This is a genomic window from Nonlabens dokdonensis (assembly GCF_002162835.1).
GTDB classification, from domain to species: domain Bacteria; phylum Bacteroidota; class Bacteroidia; order Flavobacteriales; family Flavobacteriaceae; genus Nonlabens; species Nonlabens dokdonensis_B.
In genome coordinates, this window is record NZ_MAAX01000196.1 from 16,875 (window position 1) to 37,864 (window position 20,990).

The 20,990-nt window shown below is 32.7% G+C and carries 16 protein-coding genes; 12 read left to right on the forward strand and 4 right to left on the reverse strand.

Features of this window, described 5'->3' with window-relative positions; all coding sequences use genetic code 11:
* Positions 1 to 17 precede the first annotated feature (17 nt).
* From infB to rimP, 3 genes are read right to left on the reverse strand one after another with little or no spacing between them, the layout of a single operon-like run.
* A complete protein-coding gene (infB, locus tag A9Q93_RS13155) occupies positions 18 to 2,882 on the reverse strand; it encodes a translation initiation factor IF-2 (protein ID WP_303687862.1) in 2,865 nt (954 codons plus the stop codon).
* 32 nt (positions 2,883 to 2,914) lie between these two features.
* Positions 2,915 to 4,147, reverse strand: coding sequence for a transcription termination factor NusA (gene nusA, locus A9Q93_RS13160; RefSeq protein ID WP_303687863.1), 1,233 nt, complete (start codon positions 4,145 to 4,147; stop codon positions 2,915 to 2,917).
* Between the two features lie 8 nt (positions 4,148 to 4,155).
* Positions 4,156 to 4,623: a ribosome assembly cofactor RimP gene (gene rimP / locus A9Q93_RS13165; protein ID WP_303687864.1), complete on the reverse strand. Its 468-nt coding sequence runs from the start codon at positions 4,621 to 4,623 to the stop codon at positions 4,156 to 4,158.
* A gap of 146 nt (positions 4,624 to 4,769) precedes the next feature.
* Between rimP and A9Q93_RS13170 the strand changes: the two genes are divergently transcribed.
* From A9Q93_RS13170 to A9Q93_RS13225, 12 genes are all read left to right on the forward strand, one after another.
* The gene (locus tag A9Q93_RS13170; RefSeq protein ID WP_303687865.1) at positions 4,770 to 5,591 is read left to right on the forward strand and encodes a universal stress protein; all 822 of its coding nucleotides are present in this window, start codon (positions 4,770 to 4,772) and stop codon (positions 5,589 to 5,591) included.
* A 254-nt stretch (positions 5,592 to 5,845) separates the two neighbouring features.
* Positions 5,846 to 7,129: a tyrosine-type recombinase/integrase gene (locus tag A9Q93_RS13175; protein ID WP_303687866.1), complete on the forward strand. Its 1,284-nt coding sequence runs from the start codon at positions 5,846 to 5,848 to the stop codon at positions 7,127 to 7,129.
* Between the two features lie 54 nt (positions 7,130 to 7,183).
* On the forward strand, positions 7,184 to 8,134 hold the full coding sequence (locus tag A9Q93_RS13180) for a hypothetical protein (RefSeq protein WP_303687867.1): 951 nt from the start codon (positions 7,184 to 7,186) through the stop codon (positions 8,132 to 8,134).
* An 81-nt stretch (positions 8,135 to 8,215) separates the two neighbouring features.
* Entirely contained in the window at positions 8,216 to 8,494 is a 279-nt protein-coding gene (locus tag A9Q93_RS13185; RefSeq protein WP_303687868.1) for a helix-turn-helix domain-containing protein, read from the forward strand.
* A 262-nt stretch (positions 8,495 to 8,756) separates the two neighbouring features.
* Positions 8,757 to 10,061 carry a DUF3987 domain-containing protein gene (locus A9Q93_RS13190; RefSeq protein ID WP_303687869.1) on the forward strand — a complete coding sequence of 435 codons (1,305 nt, stop codon included), beginning with the start codon at positions 8,757 to 8,759 and terminating at the stop codon, positions 10,059 to 10,061.
* Between the two features lie 230 nt (positions 10,062 to 10,291).
* On the forward strand, positions 10,292 to 11,365 hold the full coding sequence (locus tag A9Q93_RS13195) for a DUF6371 domain-containing protein (RefSeq protein ID WP_303687870.1): 1,074 nt from the start codon (positions 10,292 to 10,294) through the stop codon (positions 11,363 to 11,365).
* Positions 11,366 to 11,792: 427 nt separating this feature from the next.
* On the forward strand, positions 11,793 to 13,394 hold the full coding sequence (locus A9Q93_RS13200; protein WP_303687871.1) for a type I restriction-modification system subunit M: 1,602 nt from the start codon (positions 11,793 to 11,795) through the stop codon (positions 13,392 to 13,394).
* Position 13,395: 1 nt separating this feature from the next.
* A complete protein-coding gene (locus A9Q93_RS13205) occupies positions 13,396 to 14,622 on the forward strand; it encodes a restriction endonuclease subunit S (RefSeq protein WP_303687872.1) in 1,227 nt (408 codons plus the stop codon).
* 12 nt (positions 14,623 to 14,634) lie between these two features.
* Positions 14,635 to 15,204 (forward strand): hypothetical protein, encoded by a 570-nt coding sequence (locus tag A9Q93_RS13210; RefSeq protein ID WP_303687873.1) that lies wholly within the window; start codon positions 14,635 to 14,637, stop codon positions 15,202 to 15,204.
* Between the two features lie 26 nt (positions 15,205 to 15,230).
* Complete coding sequence (locus A9Q93_RS13215) at positions 15,231 to 15,752, forward strand: hypothetical protein (RefSeq protein ID WP_303687874.1); 522 nt, start codon at positions 15,231 to 15,233, stop codon at positions 15,750 to 15,752.
* A 419-nt stretch (positions 15,753 to 16,171) separates the two neighbouring features.
* Complete coding sequence (locus A9Q93_RS13220) at positions 16,172 to 17,119, forward strand: Abi family protein (RefSeq protein ID WP_303687876.1); 948 nt, start codon at positions 16,172 to 16,174, stop codon at positions 17,117 to 17,119.
* Between the two features lie 6 nt (positions 17,120 to 17,125).
* Positions 17,126 to 19,978, forward strand: a complete 2,853-nt coding sequence (locus tag A9Q93_RS13225; protein ID WP_303687877.1) for a type I restriction endonuclease subunit R — start codon at positions 17,126 to 17,128, stop codon at positions 19,976 to 19,978.
* 12 nt (positions 19,979 to 19,990) lie between these two features.
* On the opposite strand, the gene A9Q93_RS13230 is transcribed toward A9Q93_RS13225, so the two are convergent.
* Complete coding sequence (locus A9Q93_RS13230) at positions 19,991 to 20,758, reverse strand: HNH endonuclease (RefSeq protein ID WP_303687878.1); 768 nt, start codon at positions 20,756 to 20,758, stop codon at positions 19,991 to 19,993.
* Positions 20,759 to 20,990: the final 232 nt, after the last annotated feature.

Consider the following 20,990-nt stretch of genomic DNA (forward strand, 5'->3'; position numbering starts at 1 on the left):
ATATCGATGTGATCTTCTTATTTCAAGGTTTTCTTTACCTCTACTTCTCTAAATGATTCTAGAATATCACCTTCTTGTAAATCATTGAAGTTTTTCACTTGCATACCACATTCATAACCCTTAGATACTTCTTTAACGTCGTCTTTGAAACGTTTTAAAGCAACTAGTTCTCCAGTATGGATTACAATACCATCACGTATCAATCTGATTCCGCCATTTCTGTAAACCTTACCGTCTGTTACCATACAACCTGCAATGGTTCCTACTTTAGAGATCTTGAATGTTTGTCTTACTTCAGCGTTACCGGTAATCTCTTCCTTAAACTCTGGAGATAACATTCCTTCCATTGCATCTTTAAGATCGTTGATCGCATCATAAATAATTGAATATGTTCTGATATCGACTTCTTCTCTATCTGCTACGGTTCTTGCATTTCCTTGAGGACGTACATTAAATCCGATAATGATCGCATCTGACGCAGTCGCAAGTAGAACATCACTTTCAGTAATAGCACCTACACCTTTGTGTATAATGTTAACCTGAATTTCTTCAGTAGATAATTTCTGGAAAGAATCTGTTAATGCTTCAACAGAACCATCCACATCTCCTTTAAGAATCAAGTTCAACTCTTGGAAGTTACCTAAAGCAATACGTCGCCCAATATCTTCTAATGAAAGTGTTTTTTGAGTTCTTACAGATTGCTCACGTTGTAATTGAGTACGTCTTGCTGCAATTGATTTTGCCTCACGCTCGTCTTCAAATACATTGAACTTGTCACCAGCTTGTGGTGCTCCATCCAGACCTAAAATAGATACTGGGGTCGCTGGACCTGCCTCTTGAACGTCTTTTCCACGCTCATCTTGCATCGCTTTAATTTTACCATGTCTAGGACCGGCAAGCACGTAATCACCTACTCTTAATGTACCTGCCTGAACAAGTATTGTTGATACATATCCACGACCTTTATCAAGGAATGCTTCTACAACAGTACCAGTAGCTGGTTTATTAGGGTTAGCTTTAAGATCAAGTAATTCTGCTTCAAGAAGTACTTTTTCTAATAATTCTTTTACACCAGTTCCTACTTTTGCAGAAATGTCATGAGACTGTATTTTACCACCCCAATCTTCTACTAAAAGATTCATTTGCGCTAAACCTTCTTTTACTTTTTCAGGATTAGCATCTGGTTTATCTATTTTATTGATTGCAAAAACAATAGGTACTCCTGCTGCTTGAGCGTGGGATATGGCTTCTTTGGTCTGAGGCATTATATCATCATCTGCCGCAGCTACAATAATAGCGATATCTGTCACCTGAGCTCCACGTGCACGCATGGCAGTAAAAGCTTCGTGACCAGGTGTATCTAAGAATGCGATCTTCTGACCGTTATCCAATTGCACCCCATAAGCACCAATGTGCTGAGTAATTCCACCACTTTCTCCTGCGATAACATTCTCTTTTCTAATATAATCTAAAAGGGATGTTTTACCGTGATCTACGTGACCCATTACTGTCACAATAGGAGCGCGAGTAACTAAATCTTCTTCTTTATCTTCAACCTCTGCAATGCTTTCTTCAATATCTGCATTTACAAATTCTACTTCGTAACCAAATTCATCTGCAACTATAGACATTGTCTCTGCATCCAGTCTTTGGTTCATCGTTACCATCATCCCTAAGGACATACAAGCACCGATCACCTTGTTCACAGGAACATCCATCATGGTAGACAAGTCACTTACTGTTACAAATTCAGTAACCTGTAATGATTTATCTTCCGCTTCTGCTTGCTCTGCAGCATCTACTTTTTCACGGTGTCTATCACGTTTTTGACGTCTGTTCTTTGCTCCTTTGTTAGAAGATTTTCCTTGCAGTTTTTCAAGAGTTTCTCTAACCTGCTTTTGAATTTCTTCATCTGTAGGTTCTTCCTTAACAATATTCTTACGTCCAGTGTTTGGTCCACCGCGTCTATTTTTATTGTTACCGCTATTTCTATTATTGCCACCTGGTCCAGATGCACCTGGTTTAGAAATACGTTTTCTTTTTCCTCTATTAGAGTCGGCTGTCTTTTTCTTAGGCTTAGCAAACTGAGAAAGATCTATTTTCTTTCCTGTTACTTTAAGTCCACCTAACTTTTTGTATTCGGTCTTAATCACTTCAGATTCTTGACCATCTGCACCAGTGGCAGTTTCTTTAGTTTCCTTTTCCTTCTCTTCAGCAGGTTGGGCTTTTGCTACTGGCTTTTCTTCAACCTTTGCAGATTCCTTAGTAACCTCAGTCTTTTTTTCCGGAGCCTTTGGAGCTTCTTTCTTTGCCTCAGGCTTAGGTTTTGGTTTAGACTTTTTCTTAGGAGTAAGATCTATTTTACCTTTAACGGTTGTACCTATAACCTTAGGTCTATTAGAAACTTGTTCCACTTCCTTAGACGCTTCCTCTGTCTTATTTGAAGGGGTTTTAGTTTCAGGCTCTTTCTCTACCTCTTTCTTAGTAGGTTCCTGAACCTTTTCAGTGGGCTTTGAAGCTTCGTCTGATTTTGCACCAGCATTGAGATCTACTTTACCGACTTGTTTAGGTCCTTCAAGAGAAGCCTTAGCCTTGATAACCTCTTGCCTTTTTTGTTTTTCCTCTAGTTCTTTTTCTCGCTGCAATCGCAATTCTTCTTGTTCTTTGCGACGTTCAGCACCTACTTCCTTTGAGGCAACTTTTTTGCTTTTATCAGTTTGAAACTCATCAGCAAGTGCTTGATAGACGCTTCCGTCTATTTTTGTGGTAGGTCGAGCCTCTATCTCAATTCCTTTAGAATTAAGATACTCCACAGCACGGTCAAGAGAAATATTGAATTCTCTTAAAACTTTGTTGAGTCTCATGTTTTTTACTTCAGCCATAAAATGGTTACGAATTGACTTTAATTTCTAATCTAATCTTCAAATTCTGCTCTTAGGATTCTTACAATATCTAACACTGTTTCCTCCTCAAGATCTGTACGTTTAATTAAGTCAGCAACGTCTTGCTCTAGAACACTTTTGGCAGTGTCCAGTCCTATTTTACTCAATTCTTCAATAACCCATCCATCGATCACATCAGTAAATTCAGTTAATTCTACATCTTCTTCTCCACCTTCTCTAATAACATCAATATCATAACCGGTAAGCTTACCTGCAAGTCTAATGTTGTGACCTCTTCTACCTATCGCTTTAGAAACTTCTTCTGGATTGAGTCGTACCTCAGCCTTTTTAGTTTCTTCATTTAAAGTGATCGCCACAATTTTTGCTGGACTAAGCGCTCTAGCAATGTAAAGCTGAGTATTTGTTGTAAAGTTAATTACATCTATATTCTCATTTCCTAATTCACGCACTATTCCATGAATACGAGAACCTTTAACACCTACACAAGCACCTACAGGATCAATTCTATCGTCGTAACTATCTACAGCTACTTTAGCCTTTTCACCTGGCTCTCTAACAACTGCTTTTACCTGAATAACCCCATCAAAAACTTCTGGAATCTCTTGTTCAAAAAGCTTTTCTAAAAACTTAGGTGATGTTCTAGAAAGTATGATGTTAGGTTTATTACCTCTCAACTCTACACTTTCAATTACACCTCTAACATTCTCCCCTTTTCTAAAAAAGTCAGATGGAATTTGTCTATCCTTAGGCATGATGATTTCATTACCGTCATCATCTAATAGAATAATTGCTCTATGTCTAATATGATGAACTTCTGCGCTATACAACTCGCCTTCAAGCTCTTTAAACTGCTTGAAAATGTTTGTATTATCATGCTCGTGAATCTTTGCAATTAGATTTTGTCTTAATGCCAAAATAGCACGACGTCCTAACTGTATAAGCTTCACCTCTTCGGCAACATCTTCACCTACCTCGTAATCAGGCTCTATTTTTTGAGCTTCAGAAAGCGATATTTCAGAGTTATCATCTTCAACTTCATCATCTGCAACAACAACCCTATTACGCCATATCTCTAAATCTCCCTTATCTGGATTAATAATGATATCAAAGTTATCGTCTTCACCATACTTTCTCTTTAAAGCGGCTCTGAAAACATCCTCTAAGATCGCCATCAAAGTGACACGATCTATCATTTTATCATCTTTAAACTCAGAAAAAGACTCGATCAACGCGAGATTCTCCATACTACTTTTTAATTAAATTTTATAACAACTTTTGCTTGCTTAATATCCTTGTATTTAAACGACCACTCTTTTTGAACTGTCACTTTCCCTTTACCTATAGGTTTTGGTTCACGTGCTTTCCAAGTAATAGTACCGCCTTTATCATCAGCTGTTTTTAATAAACCTGTTTCTTTCCTCTTTTCTCTATCAATCACTTCGATATCTCTACCGATGTTTTTAATAAATTGACGAGAAGAACTCAAAGGAGCTGCAGCACCAGCACTCAGGACCTCGATAGAAAAATCATATTCCTCACGATCTAGATTGTGCTCAACAGCACGAGAAATCAACATACAATCAGACAGCTTCACACCATCATCTCCATCGATAACCACTTTTATTTCATTACCGGGACTCATTTTAAAGTCTATAAGAAATAAATCTGGGCGCTCTTTAAAAGCTTCATTTAATAATTCCTCTACTCTCTCTTTCAACATAGTTATAAAAAGAGGGGACTTTTGTCCCCTCGCACTCGATTAAATACTTTGCAAATATAGTATTTTTTTAAGCATTTCCAAAGGCTTAAAAAACAGAGTGCTAAAGTTTGTTTTTTTCGTATATTTAAAACATAAAACCAATCGTTATGAAAAAAATAATCATCCCTACAGACTTCTCTATTCAAGCAGAAAATGCTCTCAGAGTTGCAGCAGATATAGCTAGAGAAAATAACGGAGAACTTTTTTTATTACACCAGTTAGACCTTCCATTACACCTGGCAAATAACGCTAGCTCTAATTTACCAGAAGCTGTCTTTTTCATGAAACTCGCCAAAGAAAAGTTTGACAATCTAATGAAAGCAGATTTTCTTGAAGGCGTTACCATTCATGGAGATGTAGAAACCGGAGCAGCTTTCAGCGGTATTATGGATACAGTCAAAAGACACGATGCAGACTTAATCGTAATGGGTAGCCATGGAGCAGATGGCATGAGAAATTTATTCATAGGCTCCAATGCAGAGAAAGTAGTTCGCAATTCTGAGATACCTGTATTAGTAGTAAAAGATAGAAAAAATCGACTAGATGTCAATGACTTTGTATTTGCTACAGATTTAGACCCTAATTCCACAAGTGCGTTAAAAGAAGCAGACAAGTTTGCTAAAAATACAAATTGCAACCTTCACCTTCTTTATGTCAACACTCCGTCTAACTTTTTAAGCACAAGAGCTGCAGAAGCTAAAGTGAAGGATTACTTAAAAGATGTAAATGTAGAACCATCGGAATACGTAATTTACAACGACTCTTCAGTAGAAGAAGGTGTATTCAATTTCACAAAAGATGTAAAAGGAGATATTATAGGGATGGCCACTCACGGTCGCCGTGGATTATCTCATTTCTTTAACGGAAGCGTCAGTGAAGATGTAGTAAACCACTCCAGTTTACCAGTAATTACCTTCAGAATTAAATAGTTTTTCGCTTTCGCGAAAGCGAAATAAAATCCATAAAAAAGCCCTGAATCTGTTAAGAATCAGGGCTTTATGTTGTCCCACAAGGACAATTCTTATCTTAAACGATTGTCTTTCTAACTCATTAAAAAACAGTTATAACTACCTTGTTTTAAATAACTTGTATAGGTATGAGCTAACTAATCTATTAAATTAATTAAAGTGAAATTAAGGTAATACAAGCCAATGTTCTTACATTTGTTCATACATTTTTAGTTATGAAAGGCGTATTAAATTTTAAAGTTAGGGAGCTAGCTAGCGGTAAAGGTTCCATTTGTGTAACCTACAGTTTTGGTAGAGGAACAGAGGTTGTACTTTCAACTGGAAAACAAGTAAAATCAATTTCCAGCTGGAATGATAGAAAACAACGTGTTAAAAACGTTACTACCGAACCACACACGCACTTGACCAACCAATTTTTGCATCAACTTTATTCGGATTTAGAAAATAATCTAACATTACTTGCAAATAAAAATCCAAAGTTTAGCAAAGAAAATGTAAAGGCCGTAATTAGAAAAACTTTAGGAAAACCTAAAAAAGAAGATATTGTAACTGCTACGTCAAATGAAATCACACCTAGCTTAAGAGAAACTTACGAGTGGTATATTAAATATTTTGAAAAAAACCCAACCACTACTACAAAGAAACCTTTATCACCAACAACGATAAAAACTTTTAAAAGCACAAAGAGAAAACTGTTTGAATATTTCGAAAAAACCAGAGAGCACAACTTTGAAGATATAGACATGAACTTTTATGAAGTTTTTGTAGAGTGGTTAAGAACTCAAAATTATTCAGATAATTACATTGGAAACCATATCAAAAATCTTAAAACAGTGCTTAACTATGCGTTATCGAGAGGATACCACAATAATTTAGTATTTAAAAAGCCAGAGTTTGCAAAACCAAAGGAACAAGTTGATTCCATTTATCTGAATGAAGAAGAGCTTGAATCTCTCTACAAATTGAAATTAGAAAAACCTCAATCAATTAGCAGGGATTTATTTTTAATAGGCGCCTATACAGGGTTAAGAGTTTCGGATTTCAACAATCTAAAAAAAGAGAATATCATCACAATTAATGACTCAAAGTTTATTCAAGTTGTTGCAAAAAAAACAAATCAACGCTTGACGATACCTTGTAATTCCAAAGTGATTAAAATCTTAGATAAATATGGAGGCAATCCTCCTCCTAAAAGAGCAGATCAACTGATAAATAAAGACCTTAAAAAAATTGGAGCCAAAGCAGAATTGAAAGAGGTGATTAAAATTAAAAAAACTGTTGGTGGCAAAAGTAAAGAAGTCCCTTATTTCAAATATGATCTTTTGAAGACCCACACAGCTAGAAAAAGTTTTTGCACCAATGCCTATAAAGCTGGTATGCAAACTTTCGACATTATGAGTATAAGCGGTCACACAACAGAAAAACAGTTTTATGAATACATACGTGCTACCAATCAAGAAAAGGCTACTCGATTAGCTGGGCATGCTTTTTTTAAATAGGTAACAATCTTTTGATAATTAATGAACTAATATTTTTTTTTAAAATAGATAAGGATGATTAATGACTTTAATGAAATAAAAGAGTTCAATACTTTCGCTTGCATTTTAAAAAACTGCGATTTTGATAACTTGGGATTTAACGAAAAAATTAAAACTTGTATTGCAAATAATATTTTTCAACTAACTGAAAAAGACGTCAAAATTGATGATTTAATTGGAATTACCTTTATTAATTGCCGTTACTTCAATGAAAAAGAAGATGAATTTAGTTTCTCTAGCAGCTTTGAAAGTAAATGCGGTATGTATAATTGTAATCCAAACCACAATTTCCTAATTGATATGAAAGAGTCATTTCTGGAATCCTTTTCACATGAATTTTCAGGTAGGAATGAAAAACTGCTGATTGAGCTAGAGTTGGAAACTAGAAAAGGAAGAAAGAAATTGATCAAAAAAGAAATAAAGAAAACTATTCATTCAAAGTTCAAAAATCTTTTATGGGAATACAGCTATCATCAAAAGCAATTTTATTTATATGAACCAGAAGGAACAGCCTTTCTAATACGTGATAGTTACCATTTTATTGTAGAAGTCCTAACATCTAATTCTTATTATCCTACAATAGTGCAAAAAGATAAAGTTATGGAGTATGCCGAAGAGGTATATAAGTTTAAAAAACTTCAATGGCTCATGTATCATCTAGAAACTATAAATGATTCACATTCTGATGAAATACAACCAAACATAAATATAGATCAAAAGGAAGATCATTTTACTCTTCTTCAAACTGCGTTAATTTTTAGAGAATTAGGTTTTTATGAGATAATTCAGGACAAGGGAATTAAAGCTCCGCTTAACTTCATAGCAAAACTTATAGGAAAGAATGCTTCAAGATATAGAGCTGCCAATGCTAAATTACCAAAAGTGGATAAAACAAACAGTGACTTATCAGATTCAGAAAAGCTCTCAGTTCAAGAGGTTTATGACATAATAAAAAAGAACTCTTAAGATTGTTGCATTGCATGTTGCGCAACAACAGATCAAATAGATGCAAGTTGATATAAAATTGTGCAAACAAAACACAATATTATGTCTAAAGAATTTACAGTCCATGTATCCGATCCTCAAGCCAATAAAAAGCTGGATCAACTCTGCAAACAAGTGAAATCTATTGAGAAACGTTTGCCCAAACCAGAAACTAAGTATGTCGCTCGCAAACAGCTTTCTGAAATTTTAGATGTCTCAGTCGTCACACTTATAGATTGGGATAAAAAAGGAATTCTAAAACCTCTAAGAATCGGTAATAGAGTAAGATATCGTATGTCAGATATCGAATTGATATTAGAAGAAAGCACAAATAAGAAATAAGACTAAATTGATAAGTAAGACCAAGATATCTATACTTATCAGTGTCACATTCCTTACGTATCAAAACTTATTCTACAACTCAAATAATATTCAGTCAATGGTTCCAGCCACTGACTGAATACAGTCAACCACTGGTTGTAACCAGTGGTTTAGCACCTTAAATAATTCACTACAATCACTAACAGCACTGAAACAAAGATAGTGCAAACTCTTTAACTAGAGGTTGCATCAACTGGTTTGATGTGCTATAAAATTTAAAAACATGTCAAAAAAAACCAAGAAAATATCGGAAGAACTTCATAAGGAATATAATAATTTAACAAACATATTTCCTATTGAGATATTTCCAGATGAAGTCAAAGAATACATTGAACAATCCACTAGAAACTTACGCTTTAATAAGGAGTTTCTTTGCTGTTCTACTTTATCAGCACTATCTACAGCTTTTGGAAATACCTATCGATTACAAGTAAAAGAAGAATGGCATGAATCCCCTATGCTTTGGATCGTTTTAATAGGAAATGCAGGTGACGCAAAATCTCATGTTATGAAGTTGCCTTACAGTACACTATTTAAACATGAAAAAGAAAATTATCTAAAGTATCAATTGCAACAAAAGGAATATGAATTGAGCACTACAGAAAGTGCAATTAAACCAATTTTTAAGGATATAATATTAAAAGATTTTACTTATGAAGCTCTTTGCAAGTCATTAGATCATAATCATAGAGGGTTATGTATGTTTCAAGATGAATTCACCTCTTTTCTTGGTGGTTTTACAAAATACTCAAATGAATCTCATGAGAGTAGCTACTTGACATTATTCAATGGAGATGGTATAAAAGCTAATCGAACGTCTAGTGAAATCAAAATGGTTTTTGATCCTTTTGCAAATTTACTTGCAGGTACTCAAAAAACAATGCTGAAAGCTTTTTTCAAACGAAATAGAAATACCACTGGTTTTCTAGAAAGATTTTTGTTCTGTTTTCCAGATAAAGTTTATCCAGTTACCTATAGTAATAATTTGAATGACCCTATTATTATTCAAAATTTCGAATGCTTATTTGAAAGAATCATTGAACTATATGATGATAATTTATTTACGAAATTAAGTTATTCAACTGAAGCCTCTTCATATGCTCAATATTTATCAAAAAAACTTTACAAAACCAACCGACTTGGCGAAGATATATCAAGAGCATTGGGAGCAAAACTTAATATTTATCTACATAGATTCTCTTTGCTAATAGAGCTAATAGAATGTGTTTCAAAAGATCAAAAAATACGTTGTGTGAATGTTGATAGTGTAAAAAAGGCAGAGAAACTACTTGACTATTTTTTACAAAATGCTATTAAAGTATTTGAAAACGCAGATAATCCTTTTGCTAATTTATCTAAAACTGACAAAGACTTATTTGATAGCTTACCTCAAAACTTTACCACAGCAATGTTCCTCGAAAAAGCAACAAACCTTGATATTCCAAAATCTACTGCAGAAAAAAAATTAAGAAGAAATCACGGTCTCTATATAAAAATAAGAAATGGTAATTACGAAAAATTCCAATAAGTAAAGGCTTTTGGCGGTTATGGATTAATTACATGCAATTATCTATAGATCAACTACATTAAATCATATCATAACCGCCCAAAAACTCCATAAACTTAAACTTCTTAAATGTAAATTTTTAAATATTTAATTAACTGACGGTTTAACGACGGTTTTGAATTTGACAAAACTATTGTTTTCAGTCATTTAAAATCAAAACCGTCACAAACTCCATAAACCTCAAATTACACATGAAATATCGATACGCATTAAATTCTAGCAAAGGAAAGTTTACCTGCCCTAAATGCTCGCATAAAAACAGATTTTCTAGGTATTGGGATAAGGAGAAACAACAATTCATATCGACAGATGTGGGTAAATGCGACCGACCAACCTGCGGTTACCATTTAACACCCAAAGATCATTTTCAAAACACAGGAGTAAATTTTACATCTCAATTTTCAAACAATTATATACCATTACCACCTGCTCCAAAAGATTATTTAAACACATCGTTAATTTCTAAATACGCTAATAGCTACAGCAACAATAATTTTATAAGTTTTCTATGTAAAATCTTTGAAAAACCAGTGGTTAAAAAAATCATATTAAGGTATTTACTAGGTTCAATAAACAAGCCTTGGAAGGATAGCATAATATTCTGGGAGATAGATAATAAAGGCATATTGAGATATGGCAAAATAATGACATACCATTCCCACAATGGCAAACGAGTTAAAGAGCCTTATAATCATGTAGGTTCCTTTCACAAAGTTTATCATGGTAAAGACCGCAACTACAATTATGATCGTTGCTTGTTTGGTTTGCATTTAATTAATGAAGATTTTTCTAAACCAATTGCAATTGTTGAATCAGAGAAAACTGCGATTATAATGAGTGAAATTGATCCTAAATATATTTGGCTGGCATGTGGTAGTATTAACGGCATAAATGAACACATGTTCAATCCTATATCGCATCGTAAAATTATCCTATTTCCAGACCTTTCTTTACCTAATGATAAAGGAAAAACTGCACTTGATTACTGGACTGAAAAGGCAAATAAACTCATTAAATTAGGATTTAAAATTACAGTCTCAACATTCTTATACGTACTTGCTGATCCTAAAGAGAAGGAAATCGGCTTTGATATTGCCGACTATTACATTAATGAACTGTTGGCTTCAAAACAAAAGTTCACTACTCAAGAAATACCTAAACGAGAGATCCTACTTACTAAAAAGGAGAAACAGTTAGCTGCTTTAATCTGTAAAAACGCAGCTGTGCAATCGCTAATCGATACTTTTCAACTAGAGATTGAATAGGCATATTGTTAGGCTCAACCACTGGTTGTATAAAAATAACAGGCTGTTGTAATGTAATATGATAAATTATAACAGCCCATTAGTCTAACAATGTAACAGCTCATTGAAACCAATGATTATAATAGTTAACACACGTATTATAATGATTTACAGTGGTTGAATATTGTCTTTAACATATTAAACCAGCGGTTACACCCGTTGGTTAATTTAACAACAAGGCAGTAACAAGGTATTGTTTGATTTACATTAGAACAGCTAAGTTAGAGACACCATTAACCTCAGGTTACTATTCTATGATAAACTATACTTATCTCGCTTTCGCGAAAGCGGCATCAAGATCTTCTTAAGATAATTTCAAATCACCGATAGGTTACCTGGTATTTATACTTATTTTTAACTTTCTTAAATATATAGATCACCTTACCAAATGTCGGAAGAACAAAAAAAACTGCTCGAGAAACAACTATGGGCAATTGCCAACTTGCTACGCGGCAAAATGGATGCAGACGATTACCGTAACTACATCTTAGGCTTTATTTTCTTTAAATACCTGTCTGAAAAGCTGCACCTTTATGCTAATAAAATTTTGGCACCAGATGACTTAACCTATGAACAGCTTGATGAAAAATCAGATCAAGGTAAACTGTACATTGAAGCGGTAAGAAAAGCATGTGTAAAAGAATTAGGATACTTTTTAAAACCTAGCGAGTTATTCACCTCCATTGCGCAAAAAGGAAATAACCTTTCTGAAATTGAAACCAATGATAATGATGAAGCAACTCAGTTTTTTATAATTGAAGATCTAGAACGCATTCTTACTAACATCGAGCAAAGCACCATGGGAGAGGAGTCTGAAGATGATTTTGTCAAATTATTTGAAGATCTAGACTTAACCTCTGGTAAATTAGGAAGAACAGTAAAAGCACAAAATGAAACTATTGCAAAAATCATCACGCATCTCGACAAAATTGATTTTAAACTAGAAGATAACGATAGTGATTTACTAGGGGATGCTTATGAATTCTTAATAGGTCAGTTTGCTGCCAGTGCTGGAAAAAAAGCAGGTGAATTTTACACACCTCAAGAGGTGTCTACTATACTAGCAAAAATTGTAACCACACGCAAAAAACGATTAAAATCAGTCTATGATCCTACTTGTGGTTCTGGTTCCCTCCTACTGCGAGTAGCAAAAGAGGTAGATGATGTAGGTATGTTTTACGGTCAGGAATTAAACCGTACAACCTATAACCTTGCTCGTATGAACATGATTTTGCACGATGTGAGCTATCGCGAGTTTGATATTAAACAAGAAGATACGTTAGAAGAACCACAGCATCTAGATATAGAATTAAGAGCCGAGGCGATAGTTGCGAATCCACCATTTTCGGCTAAGTGGAGTGCAGCAGGCATTTACAGTACAGACGATAGATTTAGCCAGTATGGTAAACTTGCACCCAAGACTAAAGCAGATTTTGCCTTTGTACAACACATGATCCACCATCTAGATGAGAGTGGTATTATGGCAACCGTTTTACCACATGGTGTATTATTTAGAGGGAGTTCAGAAGCTCATATAAGACGTTATCTAATAGAAGATAGAAACTATATTGATGCTGTTATTGGTTTACCAGCAAATATCTTTTTTGGTACAGGTATTCCAACCTGTATTTTAGTAATAAAAAAATGTAGAGAAGTTAACGAAGATGTATTGTTTATTGATGCTTCTAATCATTTTGAAAAACAAGGAAAAGACAATAAGCTACTACCAGAGCACATCAATCAAATTGTAGATACTTATACCAATAGAACGGTAACAAATAAATACAGCCACAGAGCAACATTACAAGAAATTGCAGATAACGATTACAACCTTAACATACCTCGTTATGTAGACACTTTTGAAGAAGAAGAGCCTATAGATATTACCGCTGTAGCGAAAGAAATACAAAACTTAGACCTAGACATTGCAGCAACCGATAAACGTATTGCAACCTATTGTGCAGAACTAAATATTGAAACCCCTTTTTAATATGGAAAAGCAATTAATACCAATATTGAGGTTTCCAGATTTTCAAGGTAAATGGGAAAAAGTAATAATATCACAAATTGCTAATAAAATAACTGATGGTACACACGATACACCTAAACCAATAAAGGAAGGTATTCCCTTTTTAACAGCCATACACGTTAAAGATGGTAAAATAGATTTTGACAATTGTTATTATCTGTCAGAAGAAGAACATAATAAAATATTTAAAAGATGTAATCCAGAATATGGTGATTTATTAATGGTCAATATTGGTGCTGGTACAGCTACATCTGCAATGGTAAATGTAAATTATGAATTTAGTTTAAAAAACGTTGCTTTAATAAAGCCTAATAAGACTAAAATATATCCAAGTTTTTTTGCTCAAGTTCAGAGAAAAAATAGTGATAGGTTAAGACATCAAATATCATCAGGTGGTGCACAGCCTTTTTTATCTTTGAAAGCTATAGGTAAGTTGAAGTTAAACATCCCATCCTTTCCAGAACAACAAAAAATAGCTTCATTTCTTTCTGATATTGATGATAAAATTACCAAATTAACCAAAAAGAAAACCCTTTTAGAGCAATATAAAAAAGGTATAATGCAAAAAATCTTTAATCAAGAATTAAGATTTAAAGATGATAATGGTAATGAGTTTCCTAAATGGTCAAAAAATAAAATAGGTAATGTTTTTAGTTCATTTAAAGGTAAAGGCATTCCGAAAGGAGATGTAATAAGTGGTGGAGTTAACAAATGTGTTTTATATGGTGAACTATATACAACCTATAATGAAGTAATAAATAAAGTTGTAAGTTCAACAAACAGCGAAGATGGTTTAAAATCACAAAAAGGGGATTTATTAATACCTTCTTCTACTACTACCACAGGTATAGATTTAGCAAACGTAACAGCACTAAATTTTGATGATGTTTTATTGGGTGGTGATATAATTGTGATGAGAGGTAAAAAAGAAATTAATAATATCTTTTATGCTTACTACTTATCAAACTACAAGAAACATCAAATAGCTTCAAGGGCACAAGGGATTACAATTGTACATATTTATTTCAATAGTATTAAGGATTTAGAGATAGATATTCCTGTAATTGAAGAACAAACGAAAGTAGCCAATTTTTTATCAGACATAGATGTAAAAATAGAAGCCTTAAATACAAAAATTGAAAATAGTAAAGCCTTTAAAAAAGGGCTATTGCAAAAGATGTTTGTTTAAATAAATAATAATATGGAACGTAGAAAAATTGTGGATTATGTGGTAATTAAAGCCAATGGATTTAACGATGATATCAATAAACTCATAAGTGATGAGATTAGATTTAGTAATCTTTTTAATGAACATTCTGAGAAAATTGAAGATTTAGAAAGGAAAACAATTCATTTACAAAAGAGTTTTGACGTATTTCAAGAACTACTAAAATTAGAAGATGGAAAAGAGTATCCAGTATTAGAAACATCAACAGACATTGAATTTGCAGAAGACCACCCTTTAATGAATGTTAGTATTGTGGATCAAAAAAAAGTAGGTTTAATCAAACATGATGAGATTAATCAAATTATACTTAACATTAAAGAAGCTTTAGAAATTAGCAATAAATCGCTAAACTCTAATAAAAAAACTAAATCGATGTATTTAAGAAAGATTAAAGAATCGAAAAACATAAGAACGTCCTTTGAAAAAAAGGTGTTAGACCTTTTAAATAATGGTTATGAGTTAGTTGGTGGCGCTCAAATAAAATATGAATCTGGTTTTCAAACTTTAATAAAATATGAAGGTAGCGATAAAGGATTAGATTAAAACAATAGATACAACCAACTCGTACAATGCAACAAAACAAGGCAAGTTTTATAAATTATGAAATATGGATACTAAGCATCATGGGTGCTTTTGGTAGGGCAAACGTCTATAAAGAGAATACACCTGAAATTAAAAAAACATATTTCAAGAATAAACTGAAAGGCTATTTAGATGACATGATAAATTCTAATTATTTAAAACCTATTGCACATTTTCAGCATTTAGAGAATATCAATGAACTCATTCATTATTCAAAAATGTATGGAGAAGTTTTGCGTAATGACACGTTTAACTTTGGTGTGACACAAAAATTATTAAATTTATATCTAAAGTATCATTGGTGTTTAGGTTTAATTCCAGCACCACCGCATTTTCCCGTAGATAGCATTATTCAAAAAAAACTAGGACTTAAAGTTGTACCATGGACAAAGTTTGAAGATGATACAGAATATTTAAGAATTATAAGTCATTCTGAAACACTGTTAGAAAAATATGATTGTTCTAACATTGCAGAGCTTGAATTAAAATTATTTAGTAGAAATATCTAAAAAAAAGGATTGAAACCAATAATTGAAAAATAGAACACAAACAAAATAACCATGTAACAGGCATGTAACTAAGTGAGCTCAAAAAATAGAGAATACTAGTAAAAGCAGTACATACAGATGTAGAAGTAATTTAACTAAACTAATAAACATCTATCATAAATAAGTAAAACAATATGATAATTATAAGTTATAAGAGAAAGAAAAATGTTAAAGAATATGAAGAAACTTCACATATACCAACTACAAGTCATATATTTGCCACAACATTACACACTACGCCACAGGTTCAAATCCATTTGAATACCAAATCTCAGGGTGTGTCTTTTGAAAAGAACGTACTAGTTACTAAAAATAATACACCTTCCTTGCCTCTCTACGATGCACACTTGGAAGGTTTTTTCATTTCAAATATTTTTTAAATGGCTAAAAAATCATACACTAAACAGCCATTAAGCTTTGAAGTTCAACTACAGTTATTAAAAGATCGACAATTAATCGTGAATAATGACATTAAAGCATTATCCTATTTAAGGGGTGTTAGTTATTACAGATTAAGCGCGTATTACTTGCCTTTTCAAGAAAAAAAAGATGTGTTTAATAAAGGCACTAACTTTCAAGAAATTATAGATATCTATTCTTTTGACAGACAACTTAGGTTACTAGTTTTTGATTGCATAGAACGTTTAGAAATTGCCATAAGAACACAATTTATATATGCTATGTCTATGCATCATGACGATTCTCATTGGCAGGACAATAAAGCTCATTTTGTTAAACCTTATTATAATGGAGTTGGTAACCTTGTAGATCCTTATTCAGATTTACAGAATATTATTTCTAAAGCAAAAACAAATAGAAAACCAGAGGTTTTTATAAAGCATTACATAGATACTTACAATAAACCATCAAATCCTCCATCGTGGATGTGTTTAGAATTACTTACAATAGGTCAACTATCACATATCTATCGAGGATTAAGAAATAAAGCAGACAAGAAACGCATTGCTGATTTTTTTGATGTACACCCATCGGTATTTCAATCCTGGCTTCATTCTATAACCTATGTTAGAAATTTATGTGCACACCATTCTAGATTATGGAATAGAGATTTAGCTATTGAACCCAGTAGATTATTAAAACCTGTGGGACATTGGGTAGGCTCAGAATTTCAAAACAATAAACGCGTTTTTTACTTCATTTGTGTTTTAAAATATCTATTACTAAGAGCAAATCCTGGCAATAGTTTAAAAGATAAATTAGAAACCTTATTTGAGAAATATCCTAACGTCCCCATAAAGTATATTGGAATCCCTTCTAATGGGCAAGGACAAATTTTAAATTGGAAGGAAGAAGCACTTTGGAAATAAATAACTATGACTACCCAACCAGAACAAGTATTAGAAAATAATTTGATAAGTCAGCTAATAGGTTTAGGTCATCAACCTATTTCAATAAAGACAGAAAATGATTTATTAAGTAATCTAAAATCACAATTAGAAAAGCATAATAAAATAACATTTACAGCTTCGGAGTTTGATCGAATCGTCATACATCTTTCTAAAGGAAACATATTTGACAAAGCCAAAACACTACGCGATAAATACGTGCTTCAAAAAGATAATGGGGAAAAGGCCTATATCGAGTTTATCAATCAAGACTTCTGGTGTCAAAATCATTTTCAAGTTACTAATCAAATAACCATAAATGGCAAAAGAGAAAATCGTTATGATGTAACTATATTGATAAATGGCTTGCCATTAGTTCAAATAGAATTAAAGCGTAGAGGTATTGAACTTAAAGAAGCCTTTAATCAAATACAGCGTTACCAAAAAGAATCGTTTGCATCTAACAATGCATTATTTAATTACGTTCAAATATTTGTCATCAGTAATGGAGTAGACACTAAATACTATGCTAATAGCCCAAAACAAAGTTTCAAGCAGACATCTTTTTGGGGAAATGAGAAGAATAAAAAAATCACCCAACTAGAGCCATTTACAAACATCTTTTTAGAACCATGTCACATAGCAAAAATGATAACCAAGTATATCGTATTGCATGAAAGTGATAAAATATTAATGGTGTTAAGGCCCTATCAATTTTTTGCAGTAGAAGCGATAATAGATAGAGTAAAAAATAGCGATAAAAATGGTTATATCTGGCATACCACTGGATCTGGTAAAACGCTTACTTCATTTAAAGCAAGTCAAATACTAACACACAATCCTAAAATTAAGAAAGTTGTATTTGTAGTGGATAGACAAGATCTAGACGATCAAACTGTAAGAGAGTTTAGAGCCTTTGATAAAGATAGTATTGATGGTACAGAAAACACCAAAATGCTTATCAATCAATTTTTGGATAATAATAGGCCATTGCTTGTTACCACTATTCAAAAATTAAACAGTGCTATTTCAAAAGCTAAGTTTAGAAAACAAATAGAAGCTCTCAAAGATGAAAAGGTTGTATTCATCTTTGACGAGTGTCATCGTTCCCAATTTGGTGACACACATAAACGTATCGTTAATTTCTTCACTAACCATCAGTTATTTGGGTTTACAGGGACACCTATATTTGCAAAAAATGCACTATGTGTAAATAGCATCAAACAAACTACAGCAAACCTATTTCATGACTGCCTTCACCGTTATGTTATTACAGATGCTATTAGAGATGAAAATGTTTTAAAGTTTTCTATTGAATATTATAATGTATTCAAGTCAAAAGAAGATTTCAATGATATCAAAGTAATAGACATTAATACACAAGAAGTTTATGAGAGTGACAATTACATAGAGGCAGTAGCTAACTACATCCTCGCTAATCACAACCGTAAAACACACCACAGGACTTTTACCGCAATGTTTTGCGTTAGTAGCGTTGACATACTAATAAAGTACTACGATCTTTTAAAAGCTAAGAAAGAAGCAGGTGTTCACAACTTAAAAATCGCTACGATATTTTCTTATGTGGCTAATCCAGATGATGCAGATGCAAATGGAGAGATTGTTGAGGAAGATTTTCCAGATTTAAATATTGCCGCAGAGTCTTCTGCGACTTACGAAACGATACCACGCAAGGATAAGCTAGACCTCTACATTAATGATTTTAATGAACAATTTAAAACAAATCATTCTGCACGAGATGGAGTTACTTTTTTGAATTACAAAAAAGATATTTCTAAACGAGTTAAAAATAAGCAGATTGACATTTTATTAGTGGTTAACATGTTCCTAACAGGATTTGATAGTAAATCTTTAAACACACTTTACGTAGATAAGAACTTGAACTACCATGGTTTAATTCAAGCCTACTCGCGTACTAACAGAATATTAAACGAGAAGAAGTCGCAAGGAAATATTTTAGCTTTCCGAAACTTAAAGGAAAATACAGATGATGCTATTGCTCTATTTTCAGACAAAAATGCAAAGGAAACTATTACCATAGATTCTTATGACATACAAGTTAAAAAGTTCAATAAAGCCTACAAAGAGTTAATGACCATTGCTCCGACTGTCGATAGTGTAAACGATTTAGAAGCTGAAGATGATGAGCTCGCTTTCGCGAAAGCGTTTAGAGAGATAATGCGTCTAAAAAATATTTTGTCCTCATTTGTAGAATTTACATTTGATGATGTTTATATGAAAGAACAGGAATTTGCTGACTATACGAGTAAATACTTAGATCTGTACGATAAAATTAAAACAAACAATCAAAAGGAATCTGTTTCAATTTTAAATGAAATTGATTTTGAATTGGAGCTTATACATCGCGATGAAATTAATGTAGCTTACATCATGCGTTTATTAGCAAAACTTAAAGATGCTAAACCTAGAGATAAGGCTAAAGCTAAAAAGGAAATTATTGATTCTATTGCTGGAGAATCTGAACTGAGAAGCAAACGTTTTCTAATTGAAAAATTTATTGAAAATAATCTACCAAAAATAAATGATAGCGGAAATGTAGAAGTTGAGTTTAAAGCTTACTGGCAAGCTGAAACCAAAAAAGCACTACAAGAACTAAGCAAATCAGAGCTACTGCAACCGGACAAGGTAGAATCTATTATAAACGATTATATGTTTACTGGTAGAATGGCGACTGAAGACGAAGTGATAGAAGCATTAGAAAAACAACCTAGTGTTCTTCAAAGGGAAACCATTAGTGTAAGAATCACAGAAAAAATTAAAGATTTTGTGAAAACGTTTATTAATGGGGTGGATGGATAAAATAAATTGAATCTAAACATTAAAACTAATACCATTACACTTGAAACATTTACCGTTTTCAACGTGCGAAAACTGTTTTATTTTTCCTTTGCCGTGGCATTTACTGCAAATTCGCCTCAACCTGTAATCGATTCCATTAATATCATAGAATGGAATATCTGTAGTTTCATGCACAATGATATGACAAATGTTACAAAGACTAACATAATCCTCATCTGGTTGATTCCAAATATCTATTCCTTTACGATAGCATTTGTGATGAACCTCTAAAGAATTAAGTTTTTTTTTATAGTTGTTTTCTTCCTCATATTTTCCAAACCAAATTCCTTCTGGGTCAATTTCTAAACCATTATTTTTAGTAAGTAATTTAGCTAAAGTATTTTTGAGTCTTTGATCATTTTCTTCTGAGTGAAAAATATTTGGTTTTGTGTTGTTTAAGGTGGAGCCTTGAAATAGACTTTTGTTTTTCCTTATTTTTCGTTTATTAACGAATACTGCGTATTTAATATTTGAGGTTATTTCATTCAAATCTGTTTTACATAGAAATTTAAGTTTGCGATACTCAATTTCAACAACACTATTGTTAATTCCTTCTACTTGTAAAAAATTAAATCTAGTACTTAAAGGTAGATTTTCAGGATATTTGATATTCACCGTTTTCATATCAGAATTTTTCTGAATGCCACAACGTTGACAAGAGTTTTTATCTCTTCTAATAATCTCTTTTCTTTTTGACCTCCATTCTGGAGATTTAAGTAATTCTGAATATGACTTATTCATTTTGAAACGTATTAAACCTTAAAACTTTATTTCAGAAGATATTTTACTGATTATAGACTTTTTTAAGCGTGCACATTCAGTTCTACGGTGTTTGATACTGTGTAAATCTATTTAGAATAAATGCACTCTTCAAGATAACAAAGTACTATTATTAAATAATAATGAAATCAAAATATGTTGAGACTGATCATGTGTGTAGATTTGACCCAAATTTCAGGACCAAATAAGTAGA